Here is a 19,203-nt window from a genome sequence, read left to right as displayed (position 1 = left end):
CCCTTGACCGCTGCGCTTTAAGAGATCCAGTGGGCTTTTCCGGTGCAAACGTCTCGAACGCAGCCGCGCAGCCACCGGTGCGCCGGATCGGCATCCAGCCGCGGGTGCCACAAAAGTGAGACCGCGATTTCCGGCAGGGGAACCGGCAGAGGGAACCAGAACATTCCATCGCGCAGGTTTCCCGTATAGCGTTCGGGAACGCTGGCGATCAGGTCTGAGGCACGCGCCAGAGCCAGAGCTTCCGAAAAGCCGCTGACGACCGTCACGATCTCCCGTTTCAACCCTAACGGCGCAAGGGCATCGTCGATCGGTCCCCTGTCGAGTCCGCGACGGGAGATGAGGATGTGCCGGCCGGCTGCGTAGCGGGCAGGGGTCATCGTGACCTCGCACAATGGATGTCCCATCCGCACGACGCCGACGAAACGATCACGGAACAGCGCTTGCGCGCGCATCTCCGGTCCCGTGGCCTTTCCGACAACGCCGGTTTCCAGGTCTACGCTACCGTCGCGCAGAGGCGTGCTGTCCTTGTCCGGCTTCAGCACAAAGCGCAGCCGCACGCCCGGTGCTTGTTCGCCGACGCGCGCAATGAGATCCGGCCCGAAATTCTCGACAAAGCCATCCCTGTTTCTAAGCGTGAAGGTCCGCTCAAGCCGTTTCAGGTCGAGCATCTCGACAGGACGCAAAACGGCTTCGGCGTTCTGCACAAGCTGACCGACGCGCTCGCGGAGCTCGAGGGCCCGAGGTGTCGGAACGAGGCCGCGTCCGGCCCTGACCAGCAGCGGATCGCCCGTCGTCTCACGCAATCGCGCCAGCGCCCGGCTCATCGCCGACGGGCTCAGCAGCAGCCTTCTGGCGGCGCGCGCCACGCTGCCTTCCGTTAACAACACGTCAAGCGTGACAAGCAGATTGAGGTCGGGATGCGACATATGATGATCGTAGCATGGCCGGCCCGATCTGACATGGCGTCAAACGCAATGATTACGTGCAAATGATGCGGCTTCCGCCATCTCAAGCAAAGGACTACCTGTCTGCCAGCTCCGTTTCGGGAGTCGCGCCAGAAAACGGAGTTCATGTTGAAGCCAATCGATGCAGGACGGGCAGTCGCCGAAAATCCAGAACGGGCACCTGCGGTTCGGTGGGCGCTCGCCAGCCTTTCGCTATCGATGTTGCTGTCCTCGCTCGGCATCAGCATCGCCAATGTCGCCTTGCCGACGTTGACGCAGGCGTTCGACGCCTCGTTCCAGGAGGTCCAGTGGATCGTGCTGGCTTACCTCCTCGCCATCACCACCCTGATCGTCAGCGTCGGGCGACTGGGTGACATCACCGGTCGCCGGCGGCTGCTGCTGGTCGGGCTGTTCCTGTTTACGGTGGCCTCGGTCCTGTGTGGCGTCGCGCCGACGCTCTGGCTGCTGATTGCATCCCGGGCGGCCCAGGGCTTGGCGGCGGCCATCATGATGACCCTGACCATGGCTTTTGTCGGTGAGACGGTGCCGAAGGCAAGGACCGGCAGCGCCATGGGGCTGCTCGGAACGATGTCGGCGATCGGCACCGCTCTCGGTCCCTCGCTCGGCGGTCTGCTGATTGCCGGAGCCGGTTGGCGGGCGATCTTCCTCGTCAACGTGCCACTGGGCTTGCTGACATTTTGTCTCGCCTACCGCTATCTGCCGGCTGATCGCCGGGAGCCGAAGACGGATCGGGCCGGCTTCGACGTTGTCGGCACGCTGCTGCTTGCCCTGACGCTTGGCGCCTATGCGCTCGCGATGACGATCGGGCGTGGCAGTTTTGGTCAGCCCAACCTGGCTCTATTCGTGGCTGCAGTCTTCGCGGCGGGTTTGTTTGTGCTTGTCGAGGCGAGAGTGGCGTCGCCTTTGATCCGATTGGCCGCTTTCGGCAATACGACGTTGAGCGCGAGCCTCGCCATGAGCGCGCTCGTTGCGACGGTGATGATGGCGACACTGGTGGTCGGGCCGTTCTATCTGTCTCGTGCGCTCGGGCTCGACGCCGCTGTTGTTGGCATCGTCATGTCGGTCGGTCCGCTTGTCGCCGCGCTGACGGGTGTGCCGGCTGGTCGCATAGCCGACCGTTTTGGCGCTGGGCGCATGACCGCCATTGGGCTTATCGCGATAGCCGCCGGTTGCTTCATTCTATCCGTGATGCCGGCAATATCGGGCATCCCTGGCTACATCGCCCCGATCGCCGTCATCACATCTGGCTATGCGCTGTTTCAAACGGCAAACAACACCGCTGTCATGTCGGATATCCGCCCGGACCAGCCGGGCGTCATTTCCGGCTTGCTCAATTTGTCGCGCAATCTCGGGCTCATCACCGGCGCATCCGTCATGGGCGCTGTGTTCGCATTCGCCTCCGAGGCCATAGACATCGCAACGGCGCGGCCCGACGCCGTCGCGACTGGTATGCGGATCACGTTTGCGGTCGCGGCAATACTGATCATCGTCGCGCTCGTCGTTGCGGTCGGAGGCCGCGTTCTCGCGGCACGCCCGTCGCTGCCTGGCGTGTCATGACACGAGACCGGACGCTTTGGGGCCGATGCTTGTCCAAACAGGGCGTCAGATCAGCAGCAGGCCCTTCATGCTGGCATGACCCTTCTTGCCGATGATGATGTGATCGTGGACGGCGATGCCGAGCGGTTTGGCCGTCTCGATGACCAGCTTGGTCATCTCGATGTCGGCGCGCGACGGCGTCGGGTCGCCTGACGGATGATTATGCGCCAGAATGATCGCCGTGGCGGAGAGTTCGAGCGCCCGCTTGACCACTTCGCGCGGATAGACCGGTGTGTGGTCGACGGTGCCGACCTGCTGCACCTCGTCGGCGATCAGCGCGTTCTTCTTGTCGAGAAACAGGATACGGAACTGCTCGCGCTCCTCGAAGGCCATGACCGACCGGCAGTATCCGAGAACCTGCGTCCAGGACGACAGCACCTCGCGGCCCTTGATCTCGCTACGCGCCGCGCGTTGGGCGGCCGCGGCAACGATCTTCAGATCGAGTGCCACTGCCGGACCGATACCGCTGACCTCCTCAAGCCGTGCGACGGGGGCGCCAAGCACCTCGGCCAGCGTGCCGAAGCGTGCCAGCAATGCCTTGGCGACGGGCTTGGTGTCGGCGCGGGGGATCAGGCGAAACAGCAAGAGCTCCAGCAATTCGTAGTCGGGGAGGGCGTCGGAACCGGCCGCAAACCGTTGGCGCAAGCGGTCGCGATGGCCGAGATAGTGCGGCTTTTCGGGCGACTTATCGACCGAATTGGCTTTCGCGAGCGGTTTTATCGGTGTTTCGGGAAAGAAGATCCGTTCGTCATCGTCGCTGGTCTTTCCCATAGGCCGCCCGCATTTTCTTGACCGGGAAGATCCGGCCCTCGCGCAAACACTATGCTGGCAGGCCGGGGCGGTCGAGGTTTTTTGGCGACAGCGTGAAAATCTCGCATCCGGTCTCGGTGACGCCGATCGTGTGCTCGTACTGCGCCGACAGCGAGCGGTCGCGTGTCACCGCCGTCCAGCCATCCGACAGCACTTTTACGTGCGGCCGGCCGAGATTGATCATCGGTTCGACGGTGAAGATCATGCCCGGCCGCATCTCGACGCCCTCGCTGGCGCTGCCATAGTGCAGGATGTTCGGCGCATCGTGAAAGAGCTGGCCGACGCCGTGGCCGCAGAAATCGCGCACCACCGAGCAGCGCTCGGCTTCGGCATAGGTCTGGATGGCGGCGCCGATGGCGCCGGTGCGGGCGCCGGGCCTGATCGCGGCGATGCCGCGCATCAGGCATTCATGCGTGACCTCGAGCAGGCGCTCGGCGGCGCGCTTGATCGTGCCCACCGGATACATGCGCGAGGAATCGCCATGCCAGCCATCGAGGATGTAAGTGACATCGATGTTGACGATGTCGCCGTCCTTCAACGGCTTGCTGTCGGGGATGCCATGGCAGACGACGTGGTTGATCGAGGTGCAGGACGACTTGGTGTAGCCGCGATAGTTGAGCGTCGCCGGCAATGCGCCGTGATCCATGCCGAACTCGAAGACGAAGCGGTCGATGGTTTCGGTGGTGACGCCCGGCGCGACGATCGACACCAGTTCGTCGAGGCAGCGCGCGGTGAGATCGCAGGCCTTGCGCATGCCGGCAAAGCCTTCTTCGCCATAGAGGCGGATCTGGCCGGTGTTTCTGAGCGGTGCCGTGGCGGCGTCGAGATAGGTGACCATTGTGTCCGTCTTGCCGGGTGAAAGGGCTTCTGTTGAGCCCGCGAGAAGAGTCCCCCAGATTTGGCACCGGACGGCGCCAGGTTCAAGGACGAACTGCCGGCGATTGGGCTCAAGCCGGCGATATTCATGCTTTGCGGCTTCATCTTGTGCGTGTCCGGCCCCATGCCGGGCCGTTCGTCCGCACTGACGACATATTTTGTGAGCAAGAAGTTTCTGGGCAAGAAACGGGGCCTGAGCGGAAAGCTGGTCAAAGCAACTTTTTGCGGCGAGCGGCGTTGCTGCGCGTTCTGGAGAGACAGGAATGGACAGATTGCAATTCGAGGTGCCGGTGCGCATCACGACCGCGCCTGGCCTGCCGGTCGAGGAAATATACAGCGTCGAACAGGCGCTGGATTTCCTGCAAGGCTGGCCGGTTCGCCGCCAGGGCCGAGTCTATCAGGCCGCGTTCAACGCCTGCTTCGGCGCCACCGTCGACCTGGTCGAGACCGAGGCGGCTTGCCGGGCGTTCATGGCATTCTGCCGGGTGAGCCGCCTGCTGGCCAGGGATATGATGGTCCCGCGCAAGCGCGGAGGCGAGGCGAGGGGGCTGAGGGCTTAACGGCTGAGTGGGCAAGTCCCGGCAAATTGCTTGAAGCATGGCTCCGTGTGTTGAACGAGTGGCAAATCTGCCCTCGGTGGCAATGCCTGTCGGCGATGCTGTGCCAACCGGCCACGAATCGGCTATGCCTGCGGCATGCAGGAAACGTCTCTTTACATCCCGGTGAAGCGGTTTCTTGAGAGTCTGGACTTCACTGTCAAAGGCGAGGTTGGCGGCTGCGATGTCGTGGGACTGCGTGACGGCGAGCCGCCCGTGCTCGTCATCTGCGAATTGAAGCTGCAGTTCAACCTCGAACTCATTCTTCAAGGTGTTGACCGTGCTGCGTCATGCGATGAGGTCTGGCTCGCGGCGAGGATGTCAAGTCGAGGCAAGGGCCGCGAGCACGATCGCCGGTTCCGTGCGCTGTGCCGGCGGCTCGGCTTCGGCCTTCTCGGGGTTGGCTCCGCCGGCAACGTCGAATTGCTGCTCAGTCCGGCCGCCTTGCCGCCCCGGCGAGACCCGAGGCGAAGATCGCGCCTGGTGGACGAGCATCGGCGCCGGCGCGGCGACCCTGTAGTCGGCGGCGGCTCGCGTACGCCGGTCATGACCGCTTACCGGCAGGACGCGCTGGCCTGCGCCGCTGCCATGGTCGACGGCCCAAAACGCCCGCGCGATCTGAAAACCATTTCGCCACGCGCCGCCAATATCCTGCTTCACAATGTCTATGGCTGGTTCGCCAGGGCCGAGCGCGGCGTTTATGCGCTTACCGACGTTGGCCGTGCTGCGCTACAGCGCTGGCCTCAATCGGCTTCTGACGAGGCGGCACGAGTCGTTTGAGCGACTTGCAGCGACAGGCAGACAACGAAGCCCACGTCAAGTGACAGAAGAGGTGGAGCGGCTTACGGTTGCCGGCCGCGCAACCGTGAGCAGAGTGGTCAGCCCCAGCGGCAGCGACGGCTGGATGACGGGCTTCTCGCGCTCAGGTTTCTTTAGAATGTAGAGCGGCTTGGCTGTCCTCAGCTGCTGCAATTGTCGCCGGGCCTTGGCGCGCAGGGCGGTTTCCGCGGGGGCGGGCGATCCATTCTCAAGGACCAGAGTGAAAGCCTGGGCCGCCTCATCCGTCCGCTGCAGGGCGAGAAGGCTGCGGCCCAAGGCATAACGCGCCAGAATGAGGTCTGGGTTGAGGTCCGTTGCTCGCCTAAACGACTCGATGGCTGCGGAGTGGTCGTTTAGCGACTGCTGCGCAATGCCCAGGCAAAGCCAGGCGTTTACAGATTGCGGCGACATGGCTGCAAGCGCGCCGAAGCATTCGGCAGCCTGACGGTGATCGCCCTTGGTGCCCAGAACGTGACCGAGTCCGTACAGAGCCTGATCATGCGTCGGCTCGGTGTTCAGGATCTGGCGATAGATGTTTTCGGCCTGGATGATCCAACCCTTCTTGTGGAGGCCGGCCGCCTGCTGCAACGCGCCGACCAAGGATCGCCTGTCCAGCCGGTCGCCAAGGTTCCGGCCGGTTTTGGTTCGTATCAATGTGCAGTTGAGGACGGTGTCGTGGGTACCGAAGGAATATTTGTAAGGTTCGTTGCCGCGCAGGAAATCATATGTCCGGAAACCGTTCTCGATCGCGCGGCGGATGCAATAACCGTGCAGGACCAGTCCCGACGGCAGCATGTCGGCCGTCTCGTCGCGCCCGACCATGTGGAACAGCATGCTCTTCTTGACCGGATCGAGGAAGATCGCGAGAGCGCTCAAGGGCCGGTCGCCGTGCCAAAGCACAGGCACAAACAGCGTGCCCTGTTCGAAAGCTTGCCTGAACAGCCGTCGGTTGCTCTTGACCAGGCCGGGAACGAGATTCCCCTTTCGCGGCGTCCACTTGATGCGCCAGAACTCGAGCAGGATGTCGATATCGCGCTCGATGGTAGAGGCGTCGGCATGCGTTATGCGAAACTCGTCAGAGTTCTCCAGCTTCCGGAGAAATCTCCGCATCTTTTGGCGGGTGTTAGCGCTGAGATTGTGCAGAAGATAATCTTCCCATGAGGACGGGAGGTCGATCGCCGGGCATATGCAGTTGTCAACATTGTCAACCTGGTTGACGCGCCTCATCCTGCGCATCGTCAGCCGATTGTCGGAAAGCTGCTCCATCAGCCAGCCTATCCTGCGTTCCGACATCCGCAGGTTTTCCAGATGCAGGCTGGCCCAATGCATCGTCTTCAGATGCTTCGCGAAAACCGCGATTGCCCGGTAGGCGTATTCCGGCGCGCAGAGGATGCCGGTATAATCGGCTGCAAGGTTTCCCCCCATATACACTTCATGGTAGATTTCGCCGGTTTTTTTCCTCATGCTGGTGCGCAGCCGGAGCGGCAGAAGCGCGACATAGGGAGAGCCCGGCGGCCCCTTGCGTGCCGCCAAAATGAACCATTCACCGTCGAAGCGTCGAAGATAGTGGGAAAGAAAGTCCCACGAGACGAAGAAATGCGCGTCGGGATCCCTGGCGTAGAGGTCGTCCCAGTTGTCGCGAAGCCCGTTCAGTTCTTCCGGGCGTGTCAAGACGTCGATCTGCATACTTACACCCCCGCCTCTACGGTCAGCGCTCATTAAATGCCCTAGCCATGCTGTCCTTGATCGGCTTGGACAGGTAGCTGAAAAAGGTCCGCTCCGCCGTCTGGATGAGAATTTCAGCGGGCATGCCTGGCGTCGGAACAAATCCAGGCACTCGAGCCAGTTCGCTGACTGGGAGGTTGACGCGCGCCAGATAAACCTCCTTTGCGGTCGGGCCGGAGGCGTCGGGGAGCGAGTCGGCCGAGACGTAGTAGACTTCGCCGTTCAGAACCGGCGTCGTGCGCGCGTTGAGCGCGACCAGCCGTACCGTCGCCTTTTGTCCGACCTTGACATTGTCGATCTCGGTGCGAGGCACCTGCGCTTCTATGATAAGCGGCACATTCGCCGGCAAGATCTCCATGATGCTCTTGCCGCTCTCGATGACGCCGCCGGACGTGTGGTAGAACAGCCGCACGACAGTGCCCGAAACCGGCGCATTGATCGTCGCTCGGCGCAGCACGTTTTGCGCCTCGCGGGACTGTTCGCGGATGCTGTCCAGTTCGGTTTCAACGCCCTCGAGCTCGTCGAGCGCCGCCTGGCGGTAGGCGTTTTCTGTCTGCCGCATCTCCTGTTCGTGCTTGATGACCTGGGCGCCGGTCTCGGATATCTCGGCTGAGAGCCGCCCCATCTGCCCATCGGCATCTGCTATGGCGCGCTGAATCGCCTTGATCTCGGTCGCGCGGATCAATCCTTGGTCGAGCAGGGTCTTCTTGCCGGTATACTCCTCGCGTAGCAGACCGAGCTGTATCGTGACCGCTTTCAGCAACTGCTCATAACCGCCCGCCCGGAATTTCAGGGCGCCGATGTTCTGGTCGAGCAATCGGATCTCGCTGCTCATTTTGGTGCGCGAGCCCTCGAAGTTGAGACGCTGGCTATGCACGATCGAAGCAATTTCCGGGTCGTCGCGATTTTCGGTTATTGTGGCCGGGAACGTAATCGTCTCCGCCCCGTGCACCTCGGCGGTCAAGCGCGCCACAATCGCTTCAAGGCGCGCCTGGCGGAAGAACAACTGCCGTTCCTTTGCCCGCGCGGCCGTTTCGTCGAGCAGCACCAAAGGCTGATTGGTTACGACATGGTCGCCTTCGCTAACCAGAAGCTGCTTGATGATACCCCCTTCGAGGTGCTGGATGATCTTGTTCTGCCCAGTGGCCACGAAGCTTCCTTGCGCGACGATCGCGGCTGCGAGCGGTGCCGTGAATGCCCAGGTGCCAAATCCGCCGAAGGTGACGGCCATCAGCAGCAATCCGGCGGTCGTCTGCTTCCAAATGGAACGCGGAACGGCGCCATACCATTGGGCGTCTTCGATCTTGGCTATTTCCTTCACGGCCGCTCTCTCTCTCATTTGACCTGAATATTGGCAAAATGGCCGCCATCGAGGCTCATGCCGCGCGCCGCCAAAGCCTGGAGCACGTCCTGACGCAACCCGAAAAGAGCCACGGTGCCGTTGACGAGCACCAGGATCTTATCCACGGTCTGCAGCAAAGCAGGCCGCTGCGTGATCGTCACCATCGTGATCTTTTGCTCTTTGGCTTGCTGTAGAGCGCGCGACAAAGCCAACTCGCCAGCGGTGTCGAGGTTCGAATTCGGCTCGTCGAGGACCACCAGTTTCGGGCTGCCGAAAAAGGCGCGCGCCAAAGCGATCCGCTGCTTCTGCCCGCCAGAAAGCGGCGCGCCATCGGCGGCGACAAAGGTCTCGTAGCCATGCGGGAGCGAGGCGATCAGTTCGTGCACGTCGGCCAGCTTGGCGGCTTCGTAAATTGCGCCATCGTCGACGTCTTCGCGCATTCTGGCGATGTTCGCCTTGATCGACCCCGGGAAAAGCTGCACGTCCTGGGGAAGGTAGCCGATGCTTTCACCAAATTGCCGCTGATCCCAGTTCCGCAGGTCCATCAGGTCGAGCCGCACGCTTCCCGAAGTTGGAAGGATCGAGCCGACGAGCATTTTGCCCAAGGTCGTTTTACCGGCGCCCGAATTGCCGATGATCGCCAGCGAGTCTCCGGCCTCCAGCCCAAAGCCGATGCCATTGAGCACGACACGTTTGGTTCCTTGCGGCACGAACAGCAGCCGCTCGACATCGAGGCGCCCTTCCGGACGCGGCAGCTTCAGGCGTTCGAAGTTCAGCGGGGATTCCTTCAGCAGCGCACTGATGCGGCCAAAGGCGGCGCGTGACTGCACAACCTGGTTCCACCCTTCAATCGCACCCTCGATCGGGCCAAGTGCGCGACCGGCAATGATTGACGCGGCGATGACCATGCCGCCCGTGACCGAGCCTTCGATGGCCAGATAGGCGCCCCAGCCGAGCATTATGACCTGGGTCAGCAGCCGGACGCCCTTGGAAAGAGAAGCAAAGGCTATGTTTCGGTCCTGAGCTATGACCTGCCATCTGAGCGAGTTGCCGGTATCCTTGCCCCAGATCCACACGGCTTCCGGGATCATCGCGAGCGCGTTGATGATCTGCGAGTTGCGCGACATCGAATCGACGTGGAGGTTGGCTTTGGTTTGGCTTGTGTTGGCCTCGCCGAACGGCTTGGCGGTTGCGCGCTGGTTGGCGAGCGTGATGGCCAGCAGCAGCAGCGCCGTCGCCACGACGATGAAGCCGAGGTCGGGGTGGATCAGGAATATGGCCAGCATGAACAACGGGGCCATCGGCGCATCGAGAAGAGACAGCAACGTGGCGGACACCAGAAACGTGCGCAGCTGCTGAAGATCCCCCAGCGTCTGATATTCGCGCCCATTGCTGTGCAGTGAAGCCCTGGCGGCTGCGCTGAGGATTGGTCCGCCCAGTTGGGCGGCGACCTCGACCGCTGTGCGCATGAGGATAAAGCGCCGGATGGCGTCAAAAACCGACTGCAGGATGACTGCGCCGACGATCACGATCGTCAGCATCACCAGGGTGTCGACCGAGCGGCTCGTCAGCACGCGATCCGAAATCTGGAAGAGGTAGACAGGTATCGCCAGCACCAGCACGTTGGTCGCGATCGTGAAGATCATCACTGCGATGAGGTTCTTCTTGACCGCGCGAAGGCCGGCCGTGAGGCTTGCCGAGAGATCGACCGGGCCGAGACGCTTGTGGAATGCGCCGCCGCCGCCGCCATTGCCGCCGCCACCGCCGCCCCCCTTGCCGGTTCCGGTCGGGCCGCCGCCGCCAGGCACTTCCCGGGCAAGCAAGGGACCGCGGTCGCCCTCGATTGTCACGCCGGGCAGAACCGGCTTGTTCTTCATCTCCTGCGTGGGCGGCTCTACTCGCGCGCTCGGCTCGTGCTGCTTGCCGGGCGCGTCCTTCGGTGCGTTGGGCGTCTTGCGTTCCAATATTTCCGGCTCCGGCTTGCGCGCCGGTTCTTCCTTTGGCGGTAAGGCGCGCTGGGCCGGCTCGGAGATCCGAGGCCCCGGTGGCCGGATCTCCTGCGTGGGCGGCCCTACTCGCGCGCTCGGCTGGTCCTGCTTGCCGGGCGCGTCCTTCGGCGCGTTCGGCATCTTCCGTTCCAGCATTTCCGGCTCGGGCTTGCGCGCCGGCTCTTCCTTTGGTGATACGTCGCGCTGGGCCGGCTCGGAAATCCGAGGGCTCGGTGGCCGCATCTCCTGCGTGGGCGGCTCGCCTCCTCGCGCGCTCGGCTGGTCCTGCTTGCCGGGCGCGTCCTTCGGTGCGTTCGGCGTCTTGCGTTCCAATATTTCCGGCTCGGGCCTGCGCGCCGGCTCTTCCTTTGGTGATACGGCGCGCTGGGCCGGTTCGGAAATCCGAGGGCTCGGTGGCCGGATCTCCTGCGTGGGCGGCTCGCCTACTCGCGCGCTCGGCTGGTCCTGATTGCCAAGTGCGTCCTTCGGTGCGTTCGGCGTCTTGCGTTCCAGCATTTCCGGCTCGGGCTTGCGCGCCGGCTCTTCCTTTGGTGCTACGGCACGCTGAGCCGGCTCGGAGATCCGAGGGCTCGGTGGCCGGATGGGGTCGAGGCCTCTTATGCTGTCTGCGACTGGAGCAGCGGGCGTGGCCGGCGGCGGAGCCGAAGGCGCTTTTGCTTGCGGGGAGGGTGGCTGCACCTCGCGTTGCGGAGCGCTTCTATCACCAGGTAAAGGCGCGGTTGAAGGGCGCGCTTGTTCGGTGACCTTGGCTTGTTCGGTGACCTTGGCTGGCGTCGCGTCGCGAAGCGATGTCGGCGTTTCGGCCGGCCGGGCGTCCACTATGCGCCACAATTCGGCAACGACATCGTCCAGTTTTTCCACCGAACGATCGACCGCCCTGCTGTGACGAAACCAAGTCTGTGCGATCGGCTCGGCGGCGCTTCGCCCGACTGCGTCGCCGCCGTCATCCGGCCGATCCCATTCTGGTTCCTGGGCGAAAGCGCGCCCGGTTTGATCGCGATCTTCGGTCATTGCTGCCACCCCGGTTCGAAAATCACGCGAGAACGCTTTGCATCGGATCGGAATAGGTCTCAGGCACGAGCGAGGGATACGCCACGTTTTGAGAGGCTTCCGGCGCCAGCATGTCGTCATCGAGGAAAGCGACCGCCTCATTCACCAGCACGTCGGGATTCTGGCCGCCAAGATCGGGGCCGGTGGAAATCAGCTCCGCCTGGATGAGGATCTCGTCCGAATAGATGCCGCCGCCGACATAGGTCTTGCCGGTGGAATCCACGTCGGCGATGTAGGCATAATTGACCAGCGAATTCGTTCCCGTCGAAATTGTCCAGTCCGCCTCCGGATGCGCCAGCGCATTCATGGCCAGGGCCACCTGATCGCTGTCGCCAAGAATGGTGGTCTGTTTGATGTATTGCAGATTGAGGATGTCGCCGGAGATGTAGAGCACGCGAATCGCCCCGATGCCCGCGAATGCGCCGTCGCCCAGTATGTCGGAAAGGTCAGCTTTGCCGTTCTGCAGGCTTTCACACGCCTTGCGATAAGCTTCAGACATCGCCTCGAAGCGATCGCCGGCGCCGTAATTGACGATGTTGGCCTGGTTCCAAAGCAGATTGTCGCTGGTGGAGGCCGCGCCTTGGCCGGTTGTCTGGAAACCATCGACCGCGCCGATCAGGTCGTTGTCCAGGAGCACGTTCAACTGATGGATGATGTTGGCGTCATAAATGTTTCCGCCGACGACGATCAGGTCGTAGTTGAAGCCCAGTTCGTCCAGCGAAATGTCGTTAGCCGCCGTGTTGGCGCCGGCCGTCACCAGCGTCTTGACTCCCGATGACGACAGGACGGAAACGTCATTGTCCATCATGAAGGTGTATTGCTGGATCCAGTTCATGATGAGCAGGTCGCCTTCGACCTCGGTGACAACCCAGTGCTTGGGAAAGTCACCCTGCTTGGCCTGCGACGCCGCAGCTTCCGCCGACGGATCGATGCGCTTGAACATCGCGATATTGAAGCCTTGGGTCGGATCGGTGGCGTTCAGGCCCCAACCGTTGATGGAGGAACTGACGAGGTCGCTGTCGCACGAGACATTGATCTGAATGATCGCGTTGAGCTCGACATGGTCGCCCATCACTGCGCAAACCGGCGACTGCAGCCAGTTGTTGGCCATCGCCACGCTGTTGACGAGGAGATTGCCGCCGGCTTCCAGTTCGACCGAAACATCGATGTCGATGCTTCCGGACCCAGGCGTGTAGGAGGGTTGCTCGGCCTCTTCTTCCTCGTCCTCGTCCTCCTCGTCGGCTCGACGGTGCTTCTCCGGGAGGTGATCGTCGAGCTTGGGCGCTTCGTCCACGGATTGCCCATTGACGTAAGTGCCTTCGATGACGTCGGCCTTGACGACGAAAACATCGGCTTCGCCATCCGTTTCCTCCGGATAGCCGTTGAGCCGTTCGCCGGCTGTCTTGATGACAGCCACTATCTCCTCGGACGAACCCGGCATTTCCAGATCGTCGATCGGCGACAGATCCGCCGCCGCGCCCAGCAAGGTTGCCATTTCGGCAGCATGGTCCGCTGCTGCGGGAGAGAATTTCAGGCCATGTCCGCCAGCGCCTGTATAGTCGTTGTCGGAGAGCCGAACCTCCTGATTGATAAGGACCGCCACCGAGCCAGGGGGCTCGATATGGGGCAGGATCAGGCGTGAGGGCGCACTCCCCATCGGGTACGCTTCGTGGGGAAGCAGGAAACCTGGATAGGCGACGTCCGGCTGCGGGATCGCGGGGATGTCTGGAGGAACGAATTGGAAATCCGACCAGGGTGTCGACAGGACAAGTTTTGGTGGAACTGGCGAATACTCGATGGAGGGAACGAAATCCTTCAGAGTGTATCCTGCGTCGACGTTGACCGTCTGACTGGCAAGCTCCGGCGTTTCTTCCTCGACCGCCTGGGCCGCCTTGAATTCGTCATAGGCTTTCCTGAGACGGGTTTGCTCCAGCGTGATTTCAAAGAGTCCCACAAAGTGGCTGATCGCCTCGGTGATCTTGTCCATATACACGGAAGTTTCCTCCGGTTTTCGAGATCATCCGCGCCCTTGCCGGGTCGCGCTTCTCTTCTCTGGTTCGAAAGACTGCGCGGGGTTTTCCCCCGCGCAGTCCCTTTTTTGCAGGTCCCGCCGTTGCGAGACCTGCCATGCCAGTTATGTGGCGTCGTCTTCGCCAACCAGCGAGCTGGTGAGGTTGCCGCCCACTACGGTCATGTCGACCGAGTGGCCTTGCAGGTTGGCGCCCATGACGATCTGCTGGTTGAAGCCGTTCATGTCGATGGTGCCATTGGCGTTGGCCTGGCTGATGGCTTCAATGTGCTGGTCGTGGCCGATATTCGACCCCCAGCTGCCGCCGTCGCCGCCAGCGCCAGCCGCGCCGCCGGTCGCAGTCGCTGCGCCGCCGTTGCCGCCAGCGCCGCCCGTGGCGTCGCCGCTCCAGGCATAGCCACCGTCCGCACCGTCAGCCCAAGCGCCGCTGAGAGCAACCGCGCCCGTTCCACCGGTCGCCGTCGAAGCGCCGCCGGTCGCGTCACCGCCAGTCGCGTCGCCGTTCGTGGCCGCACCGCTGGCAGCTGCGCCACCGGTGTTGACGTTGCTCGCCAGGCCGCTGCCGGCGCCGCCGCTGCCGGCTCCGCCGGTTGCGTCGCCGCTCGTGCCAGCCCCACCCGCGCCGCTGGTCCCACTGCCGCCGGCGCCGCCGACACCAGAGCCAGAACCAGTGCCGGAGCCGGAGCCTGAGCCAGCGCCGCCGGTCGAGTCTGCCGCGCCGCCAGTCGAGGTTGCAGCACCGCCATCGACATCGGCGAAGTTGCCGGCATTCGCGCCGCCGCCGCCGCCGCCGCCGCCACCGCCGCCGCCGCCGCCGGTGTTGCCGGCATCGGTGTCGCCATTCGCGGCGATCGGGATAGCTACGGCGACGTTGTCATCCTTGGAGAACCAGGCATCGCTGTCGCTGCCAGCTTCGGCATCGTCCATCAGCGCCAGGGCAACCGGCACCGCGGTCGAGTTGCCGCCGTTGCCGCCATTGCCGCCGTTGCCGCCGTCGCCAGCCTTGGCGTCGGCAAAGCCAAGCGCGCCAGCGTCGCCGCCCTTGGCGTCGGAATTGCCGCCGTCGGCCTTGGAGTCGCCGCCGACGCCGACGCCCAGGCCGAGGCCCAGACCGAGCCCGACGCCGTCGCCGCCGTCGCCGCCCTTGGCGTCGCCGCTGTCGCCGCCATCGGCTTCGCCGCTGTCGCCGTAGCCGCCCTTGCCGTCACCGCCGAGGCCTGCACCGACTGCCACGCCGTTCGCGTCGCCGCCCTTGGCGTCGCCGCTAACCGCGATCGGCACGGCGTCGCCGCCATTGGCGTTGCCGCCGTCGGACTTGGCGTCAGCGGAGCCGACGACAATCGGCACGCTCACGGCCACACCGCCGCCCTTGGCGTCGCCAGCCTTGGCGTCGCCGCTATCGGCATCGCCGCCCTTGGCGCCGAAGCCACCAAAAGCGACCGAATCGCCAGCATGGCCGCCGTCGCCGCCGGCATCAATGCCTTCCTCGGACTTGGCGTAGCCACCCTTGGCGTCGCCCTTGTTGCCGAAGTAGCCATCATTCTTGACCGTCGCGCTGCCGAGATAGTCGTTGTCCTTCATGTCGCCGGTCTGGTTGATGATGGTGGCGCTGTGGCCATTGCCAGCTCCGGCAAACGCGCCGTTCAGGACATCCGAGAAGCTGACGTCGTCGCCCGGATCGAAGCTGATGTCGCCGTCGCGGCTGAACATCATGACGCCGCCGAGGCCGACAGCCACGTGGTCGAGGTCAGCGAAATCGTCGTCCGACTTTCCGTCCGACGACGCGTGGGCGCTAACACTGGCTTTAACGTCGGTGTGGTTGGTGTTGGAGTTGGAGTTGTTGTTGTTGTTGTTGCTATTGTTGCTGTTGTTGTTGCTGCTCGAATTGCTATTGTTGTTGTTGTTGTTGCTGGTCGAATTGGCCGTAGCGTCAGCGTCGCCAATGCCGATGCCGGCTCCGATACCTACGCCTACGCCGACGCCGACACCGGTGGAGTCAGCGTCGCTCTTGGCGTCAGCGTCGGATTTTGAGTCGGCATCGGATTTGGCGTCGGCGCTGGCGTCGCTCTTGGCGTCGGCGCTGGCGTCGCTCTTGGAGTCAGCGTCGGATTTTGCATCGGCATCGGCATCGGCGACGTCGCCGATGAACTGCCAACCGGTGTTATTGTTGGTGCGAGAAGTCATTGTCGTTCCCTCGGTTAGGGGCCGCGACAACCGAACCACATTCATTCTGACGTGGTCTTGGGCTGCTCGCGGCCGTTAAGTTTTCATGTGGTTGGTTTGGATCGCCTGCGCCTAGGGGACTAAGGCCGGAGATCCGGTCATCGTCTGTTTGTACGGCGTCACCTCCCTTTGACGGGGGAGCGAGGCAGCCAGGTTGCGCACGAGTTTCCGCCTGCGCCGCCCAACGGTGCGGTCGCTCGCTGCTCTCGTGACTCTCTGGATGTTCCCCAAGCTCCCAATTCGGAACATTGGAAGTCTGTGACCGTCAGCGGTAAAATGTAAGCTGATAGTTGGAGCTAGCCCGTTTGGGACGAGCTGCTCGCCATGAAGGGTTAAATCCTGGACGGTGACTAGGTCGGCAGCAATCGTGAATCGCGGACAGTTGCGCGCCGCGCCGCTGCCAGCACGGGTTGCCCTAGCAATTGCCTAGCTCGTCAGGACTATATTTTTTCGCCTATTTTTGAGTTAGGAAGTCGTTAACGTGTGTCGTCCGGGTAGGGGTTCCCGGCCTTTAGTGAGTGCTAGTAACGGGGTGGGCCATGAGTGGGGTGGATGGGGTGGAGGCGAGCGGACGAGGTCGAGCTGATACAGCCGATAGAGAATCCTGGGCCCGACGAACCTTGCTGTTCATCGCCCCTGACGACACGATCTCCGATAGCCTGGTGCATGCCGTCGAAAGGGAATTCCCGTGGATCGGGGCTGAGCGCGTTCGCGACCTGTCCGCCACCTGGGCTGCGTTCGATCCCTCGGTTTCCCTCATTCTGATCGATGCGGTGTTTCTGAGCGAGATCGATTCCTGTTCCGCCCAGCTGGCCCGCTTCCACCCGGCAGCCATGACCGCTGTGATGCAGGACGACGGCAGGAGGCCGCTTTCCCCCGATGAGGTCTTTGCGTCGCGAGTGGTGCGCGGCGTGCTTCCCATGAACCTGAAGCTGGATGTGTGGCTTTCCGTAATCAGGCTCATGCTGCGCGGAGGCGAATATTTCCCCTTGGCCATGTTCCAGCCGTACCTGAACAACGGCATCCCACATAGCGACGCGAAGGAAGCGAAGCCCGCCATCAAACGGCAAGCCGCACTCGAGGAGTCAGGCCAGCTGACATGTCGGGAGAGTCAGATCCTGGAGATGGCGTCGCAGGGACTGCAGAACAAAACCATAGCGGCCGCACTTCGCCTTTCCGAACACACCGTCAAAATTCACATGCACAACATCATCAACAAGCTGGGCGCCCACAACAGGACTGAAGCCGCAGCCCTTTTTCATGCCAGACGGGTTGCGGCCGCTGGAATGGTTCCCGGTGCGGATCGCCCGGTGATCTCAACTCTCACGTGAGCAGGTCGATGCCACGCTTCCAGGAGATTTTGCTGCTTGTTGGTCAATTGAACTACACATGGACCAACACAGAAAGCTTGCTGATTTACCTGATTGCCGGTCTGGCGAAAGTAGACAAGGAGACTGCGATCGTCATTTTCCTGACGCTGAACACCACGCGTGCACGGATCGAACTGGTCGAGCGGTTGGCGAAGATGGCGGGAACACCGGTTGAATGCCGACGCCAGGTCCTGGAGATCGCCAGCCAGCTTACCCGGCAGGGAAAGCTGCGCAACAAATACAGCCACTGCATCTATTCGTTCGACGAAACGGGAACGCATGCGAGCACGCAACTAATGCGCATCTTCGACAGCAAGGATGCAATCAAATATGGGAAGATCGAGGAGCTCGACGATTCCGAGATGAAGCGGATCAGCGCCTCCATCCAGGCGATCAGCGCAATCAACAAGGATATTTGGCGGGTCGTCGAAAGCAATTCCTTCCCGCATTGAATTGCTTGTCCTGTGCCGCGCGCATCGAAGTTGACGTAGGCGGCGATCGGGTCCGGGCCGCCGTGACGTCCGCCTGGACGCATTATCGCGCAGAGCCAGTGACGTCGCGGCCAACGGTCGGGCTGAGGACACCAGATGAAAGATAGATCCGGTTAGCGCCGCGTCGAAATCGGCGCGGGGCGATCAAGGCACGGGTGTCAGGTTCTTATCCGCGTCCACTTGCCGTTTTCGGACTGGGACTGCCGAGCAAAATAACGGTACGAGGTCCGTGACCAGTTCCTGATCGCGCCCGTCCTGTTATCCAGCACCAGATCGCCCTGGTTCGTCCGCACCGTCAGGACCGTATGACCTGCGCCGCCAAGCGTCGCAACGGTCAGCAACATGGCGGATGCGGGCCACCCGCGTTTCAACAGCTCGGCTTTCTTGAGGATGGCGAAATCCTCGCAATCGCCTTCGCCGGTCGGCAAGCCCCAGACGTCGGCTCGTCCTGCGGAGTCTCTGTCGCCTCTCTCCTTGATGCGGCGATTGACCGACTTGTTCACGCTCGCAAGTTCCGCTTCCAGCCTCGGCGTGAGTTCGACCGCTTTGACCTTGCCGCGGGTGCTGCACAGCGCCGGATCGCTGGCGCAGAATTTGTAGAAGGCGGCCGGTGCAAAGGCGTAGCCTTGCGTGGCCATCTTCGTTGCTGTTCCGGTTGTTTGATTGCTGCAGCCGGCCAACAAAATGGCCGCCGCGAGAAGCGTCGCTGAACGAATCACTGAGTGTCCCCTTTTGGTGGGTCGCCATAATCCTTATGGGGGTTGGTAAATCAATCCTGAGAATCGCGATTGCGCAGGAACAAATTGTTTGCCATACTTAACAAAGTGTTACCGATGGTCGGTAATATTGATCCTTCGCGCAACCAAAGGGGACGGGAGCGCCTTTTTTTCCCTCAAGGAGGAAGAAAATGCACCTGTACCCTGACGTCTCAAGCACGATTCTAAGAATACTGCTCCTTTCATCCGCTGCCTTCACGGTGGCAATGATCACACCGGCAACCGCACAGCAGAGTCAACGTCCTCGGCTTGCGGCTGCACAGTGCCAACCTCTCACTGAAGCCAATTTCGCGCTTTGCTGTATTGCAGCCAACCGCACCAGCATTCTTTCCGCCGCGCAAATCGACATGTGCCCGCCGGTTACCACGGCCCTTATCACCGCCGCCTTGAACGAGGGCGGCGATGGTGACGGCGGCAATGGCGGCGGCAATGGCGGCGATGGTGACGGCGACGGCGACGGCGACGGCGACGGCGACGGCGACGGCGACGGCGACGGCGACGGCGACGGCGACGGCGGCAATGGCGG

15 protein-coding genes and 1 pseudogene are annotated in these 19,203 nt (G+C 62.6%); 7 read left to right on the top strand and 9 right to left on the bottom strand.

Annotated features, from left to right (window positions below):
* Positions 1-17 precede the first annotated feature (17 nt).
* The gene (locus AC0L2V_RS27650) at positions 18-926 is read right to left on the bottom strand and encodes a LysR family transcriptional regulator (RefSeq protein WP_473521736.1); all 909 of its coding nucleotides are present in this window, start codon (positions 924-926) and stop codon (positions 18-20) included.
* A 147-nt stretch (positions 927-1,073) separates the two neighbouring features.
* Between AC0L2V_RS27650 and AC0L2V_RS27645 the strand changes: the two genes are divergently transcribed.
* On the top strand, positions 1,074-2,522 hold the full coding sequence (locus tag AC0L2V_RS27645) for an MFS transporter (protein WP_473521763.1): 1,449 nt from the start codon (positions 1,074-1,076) through the stop codon (positions 2,520-2,522).
* 45 nt (positions 2,523-2,567) lie between these two features.
* On the opposite strand, the gene radC is transcribed toward AC0L2V_RS27645, so the two are convergent.
* On the bottom strand, positions 2,568-3,332 hold the full coding sequence (radC, locus tag AC0L2V_RS27640) for a RadC family protein (RefSeq protein ID WP_023802539.1): 765 nt from the start codon (positions 3,330-3,332) through the stop codon (positions 2,568-2,570).
* Between the two features lie 49 nt (positions 3,333-3,381).
* Positions 3,382-4,209 carry a type I methionyl aminopeptidase gene (gene map, locus AC0L2V_RS27635; RefSeq protein WP_023802538.1) on the bottom strand — a complete coding sequence of 276 codons (828 nt, stop codon included), beginning with the start codon at positions 4,207-4,209 and terminating at the stop codon, positions 3,382-3,384.
* A gap of 301 nt (positions 4,210-4,510) precedes the next feature.
* Here map and AC0L2V_RS27630 point away from each other — a divergent pair, with 301 nt between their 5' ends.
* Entirely contained in the window at positions 4,511-4,807 is a 297-nt protein-coding gene (locus tag AC0L2V_RS27630) for a DUF982 domain-containing protein (protein ID WP_473521735.1), read from the top strand.
* A gap of 135 nt (positions 4,808-4,942) precedes the next feature.
* On the top strand, positions 4,943-5,623 hold the full coding sequence (locus tag AC0L2V_RS27625) for a DUF2161 domain-containing phosphodiesterase (RefSeq protein WP_023802536.1): 681 nt from the start codon (positions 4,943-4,945) through the stop codon (positions 5,621-5,623).
* A gap of 36 nt (positions 5,624-5,659) precedes the next feature.
* On the opposite strand, the gene AC0L2V_RS27620 is transcribed toward AC0L2V_RS27625, so the two are convergent.
* From AC0L2V_RS27620 to AC0L2V_RS27610, 3 genes are read right to left on the bottom strand one after another with little or no spacing between them, the layout of a single operon-like run.
* Entirely contained in the window at positions 5,660-7,348 is a 1,689-nt protein-coding gene (locus AC0L2V_RS27620) for a GNAT family N-acetyltransferase (RefSeq protein ID WP_473521734.1), read from the bottom strand.
* Positions 7,349-7,370: 22 nt separating this feature from the next.
* Positions 7,371-8,708, bottom strand: a complete 1,338-nt coding sequence (locus AC0L2V_RS27615) for an HlyD family type I secretion periplasmic adaptor subunit (protein ID WP_473521733.1) — start codon at positions 8,706-8,708, stop codon at positions 7,371-7,373.
* Positions 8,709-8,722: 14 nt separating this feature from the next.
* The gene (locus AC0L2V_RS27610) at positions 8,723-10,858 is read right to left on the bottom strand and encodes a type I secretion system permease/ATPase (RefSeq protein ID WP_413468486.1); all 2,136 of its coding nucleotides are present in this window, start codon (positions 10,856-10,858) and stop codon (positions 8,723-8,725) included.
* On the opposite strand from AC0L2V_RS27610, the gene AC0L2V_RS27605 reads away from it, so the two are divergent.
* Positions 10,791-11,186: a hypothetical protein gene (locus tag AC0L2V_RS27605; protein ID WP_473521764.1), complete on the top strand. Its 396-nt coding sequence runs from the start codon at positions 10,791-10,793 to the stop codon at positions 11,184-11,186. The genes AC0L2V_RS27610 and AC0L2V_RS27605 overlap by 68 nt on opposite strands.
* A gap of 585 nt (positions 11,187-11,771) precedes the next feature.
* Here the strand turns inward: AC0L2V_RS27605 and AC0L2V_RS27600 are convergent.
* On the bottom strand, positions 11,772-13,775 hold the full coding sequence (locus tag AC0L2V_RS27600) for a type I secretion protein (RefSeq protein WP_236388776.1): 2,004 nt from the start codon (positions 13,773-13,775) through the stop codon (positions 11,772-11,774).
* Between the two features lie 147 nt (positions 13,776-13,922).
* The gene (locus tag AC0L2V_RS27595; protein WP_236388778.1) at positions 13,923-16,001 is read right to left on the bottom strand and encodes a hypothetical protein; all 2,079 of its coding nucleotides are present in this window, start codon (positions 15,999-16,001) and stop codon (positions 13,923-13,925) included.
* A gap of 659 nt (positions 16,002-16,660) precedes the next feature.
* Between AC0L2V_RS27595 and AC0L2V_RS27590 the strand changes: the two genes are divergently transcribed.
* On the top strand, positions 16,661-17,371 hold the full coding sequence (locus AC0L2V_RS27590) for a helix-turn-helix transcriptional regulator (protein WP_236377182.1): 711 nt from the start codon (positions 16,661-16,663) through the stop codon (positions 17,369-17,371).
* An 8-nt stretch (positions 17,372-17,379) separates the two neighbouring features.
* Positions 17,380-17,862, top strand: coding sequence for a hypothetical protein (locus AC0L2V_RS27585; protein WP_027156248.1), 483 nt, complete (start codon positions 17,380-17,382; stop codon positions 17,860-17,862).
* 197 nt (positions 17,863-18,059) lie between these two features.
* Here AC0L2V_RS27585 and AC0L2V_RS27580 read toward each other — a convergent pair whose 3' ends face one another.
* On the bottom strand, positions 18,060-18,587 hold the full coding sequence (locus tag AC0L2V_RS27580; RefSeq protein ID WP_236389063.1) for a transglutaminase-like cysteine peptidase: 528 nt from the start codon (positions 18,585-18,587) through the stop codon (positions 18,060-18,062).
* A gap of 221 nt (positions 18,588-18,808) precedes the next feature.
* Between AC0L2V_RS27580 and AC0L2V_RS27575 the strand changes: the two are divergent.
* Positions 18,809-19,203: pseudogene (locus tag AC0L2V_RS27575) on the top strand (hypothetical protein); the annotation flags it as partial.

The sequence above is a fragment of the Mesorhizobium sp. WSM4814 genome (assembly GCF_055811595.1).
This window is presented reverse-complemented; position numbering and strand designations above follow the sequence as displayed.

Coding starts and splice junctions, on each gene's coding strand:
- radC (WP_023802539.1), bottom strand. CDS start 3,332: ATGGGAAAGACCAGCGACGATGACGAACGGATCTTCTTTCCCGAAACA.
- AC0L2V_RS27610 (WP_413468486.1), bottom strand. CDS start 10,858: ATGCCGAACGCGCCGAAGGACGCGCCCGGCAAGCAGGACCAGCCGAGC.
- AC0L2V_RS27600 (WP_236388776.1), bottom strand. CDS start 13,775: ATGGACAAGATCACCGAGGCGATCAGCCACTTTGTGGGACTCTTTGAA.
- AC0L2V_RS27595 (WP_236388778.1), bottom strand. CDS start 16,001: ATGACTTCTCGCACCAACAATAACACCGGTTGGCAGTTCATCGGCGAC.
- map (WP_023802538.1), bottom strand. CDS start 4,209: ATGGTCACCTATCTCGACGCCGCCACGGCACCGCTCAGAAACACCGGC.
- AC0L2V_RS27650 (WP_473521736.1), bottom strand. CDS start 926: ATGTCGCATCCCGACCTCAATCTGCTTGTCACGCTTGACGTGTTGTTA.
- AC0L2V_RS27630 (WP_473521735.1), top strand. CDS start 4,511: ATGGACAGATTGCAATTCGAGGTGCCGGTGCGCATCACGACCGCGCCT.
- AC0L2V_RS27625 (WP_023802536.1), top strand. CDS start 4,943: ATGCAGGAAACGTCTCTTTACATCCCGGTGAAGCGGTTTCTTGAGAGT.
- AC0L2V_RS27585 (WP_027156248.1), top strand. CDS start 17,380: ATGCCACGCTTCCAGGAGATTTTGCTGCTTGTTGGTCAATTGAACTAC.
- AC0L2V_RS27620 (WP_473521734.1), bottom strand. CDS start 7,348: ATGCAGATCGACGTCTTGACACGCCCGGAAGAACTGAACGGGCTTCGC.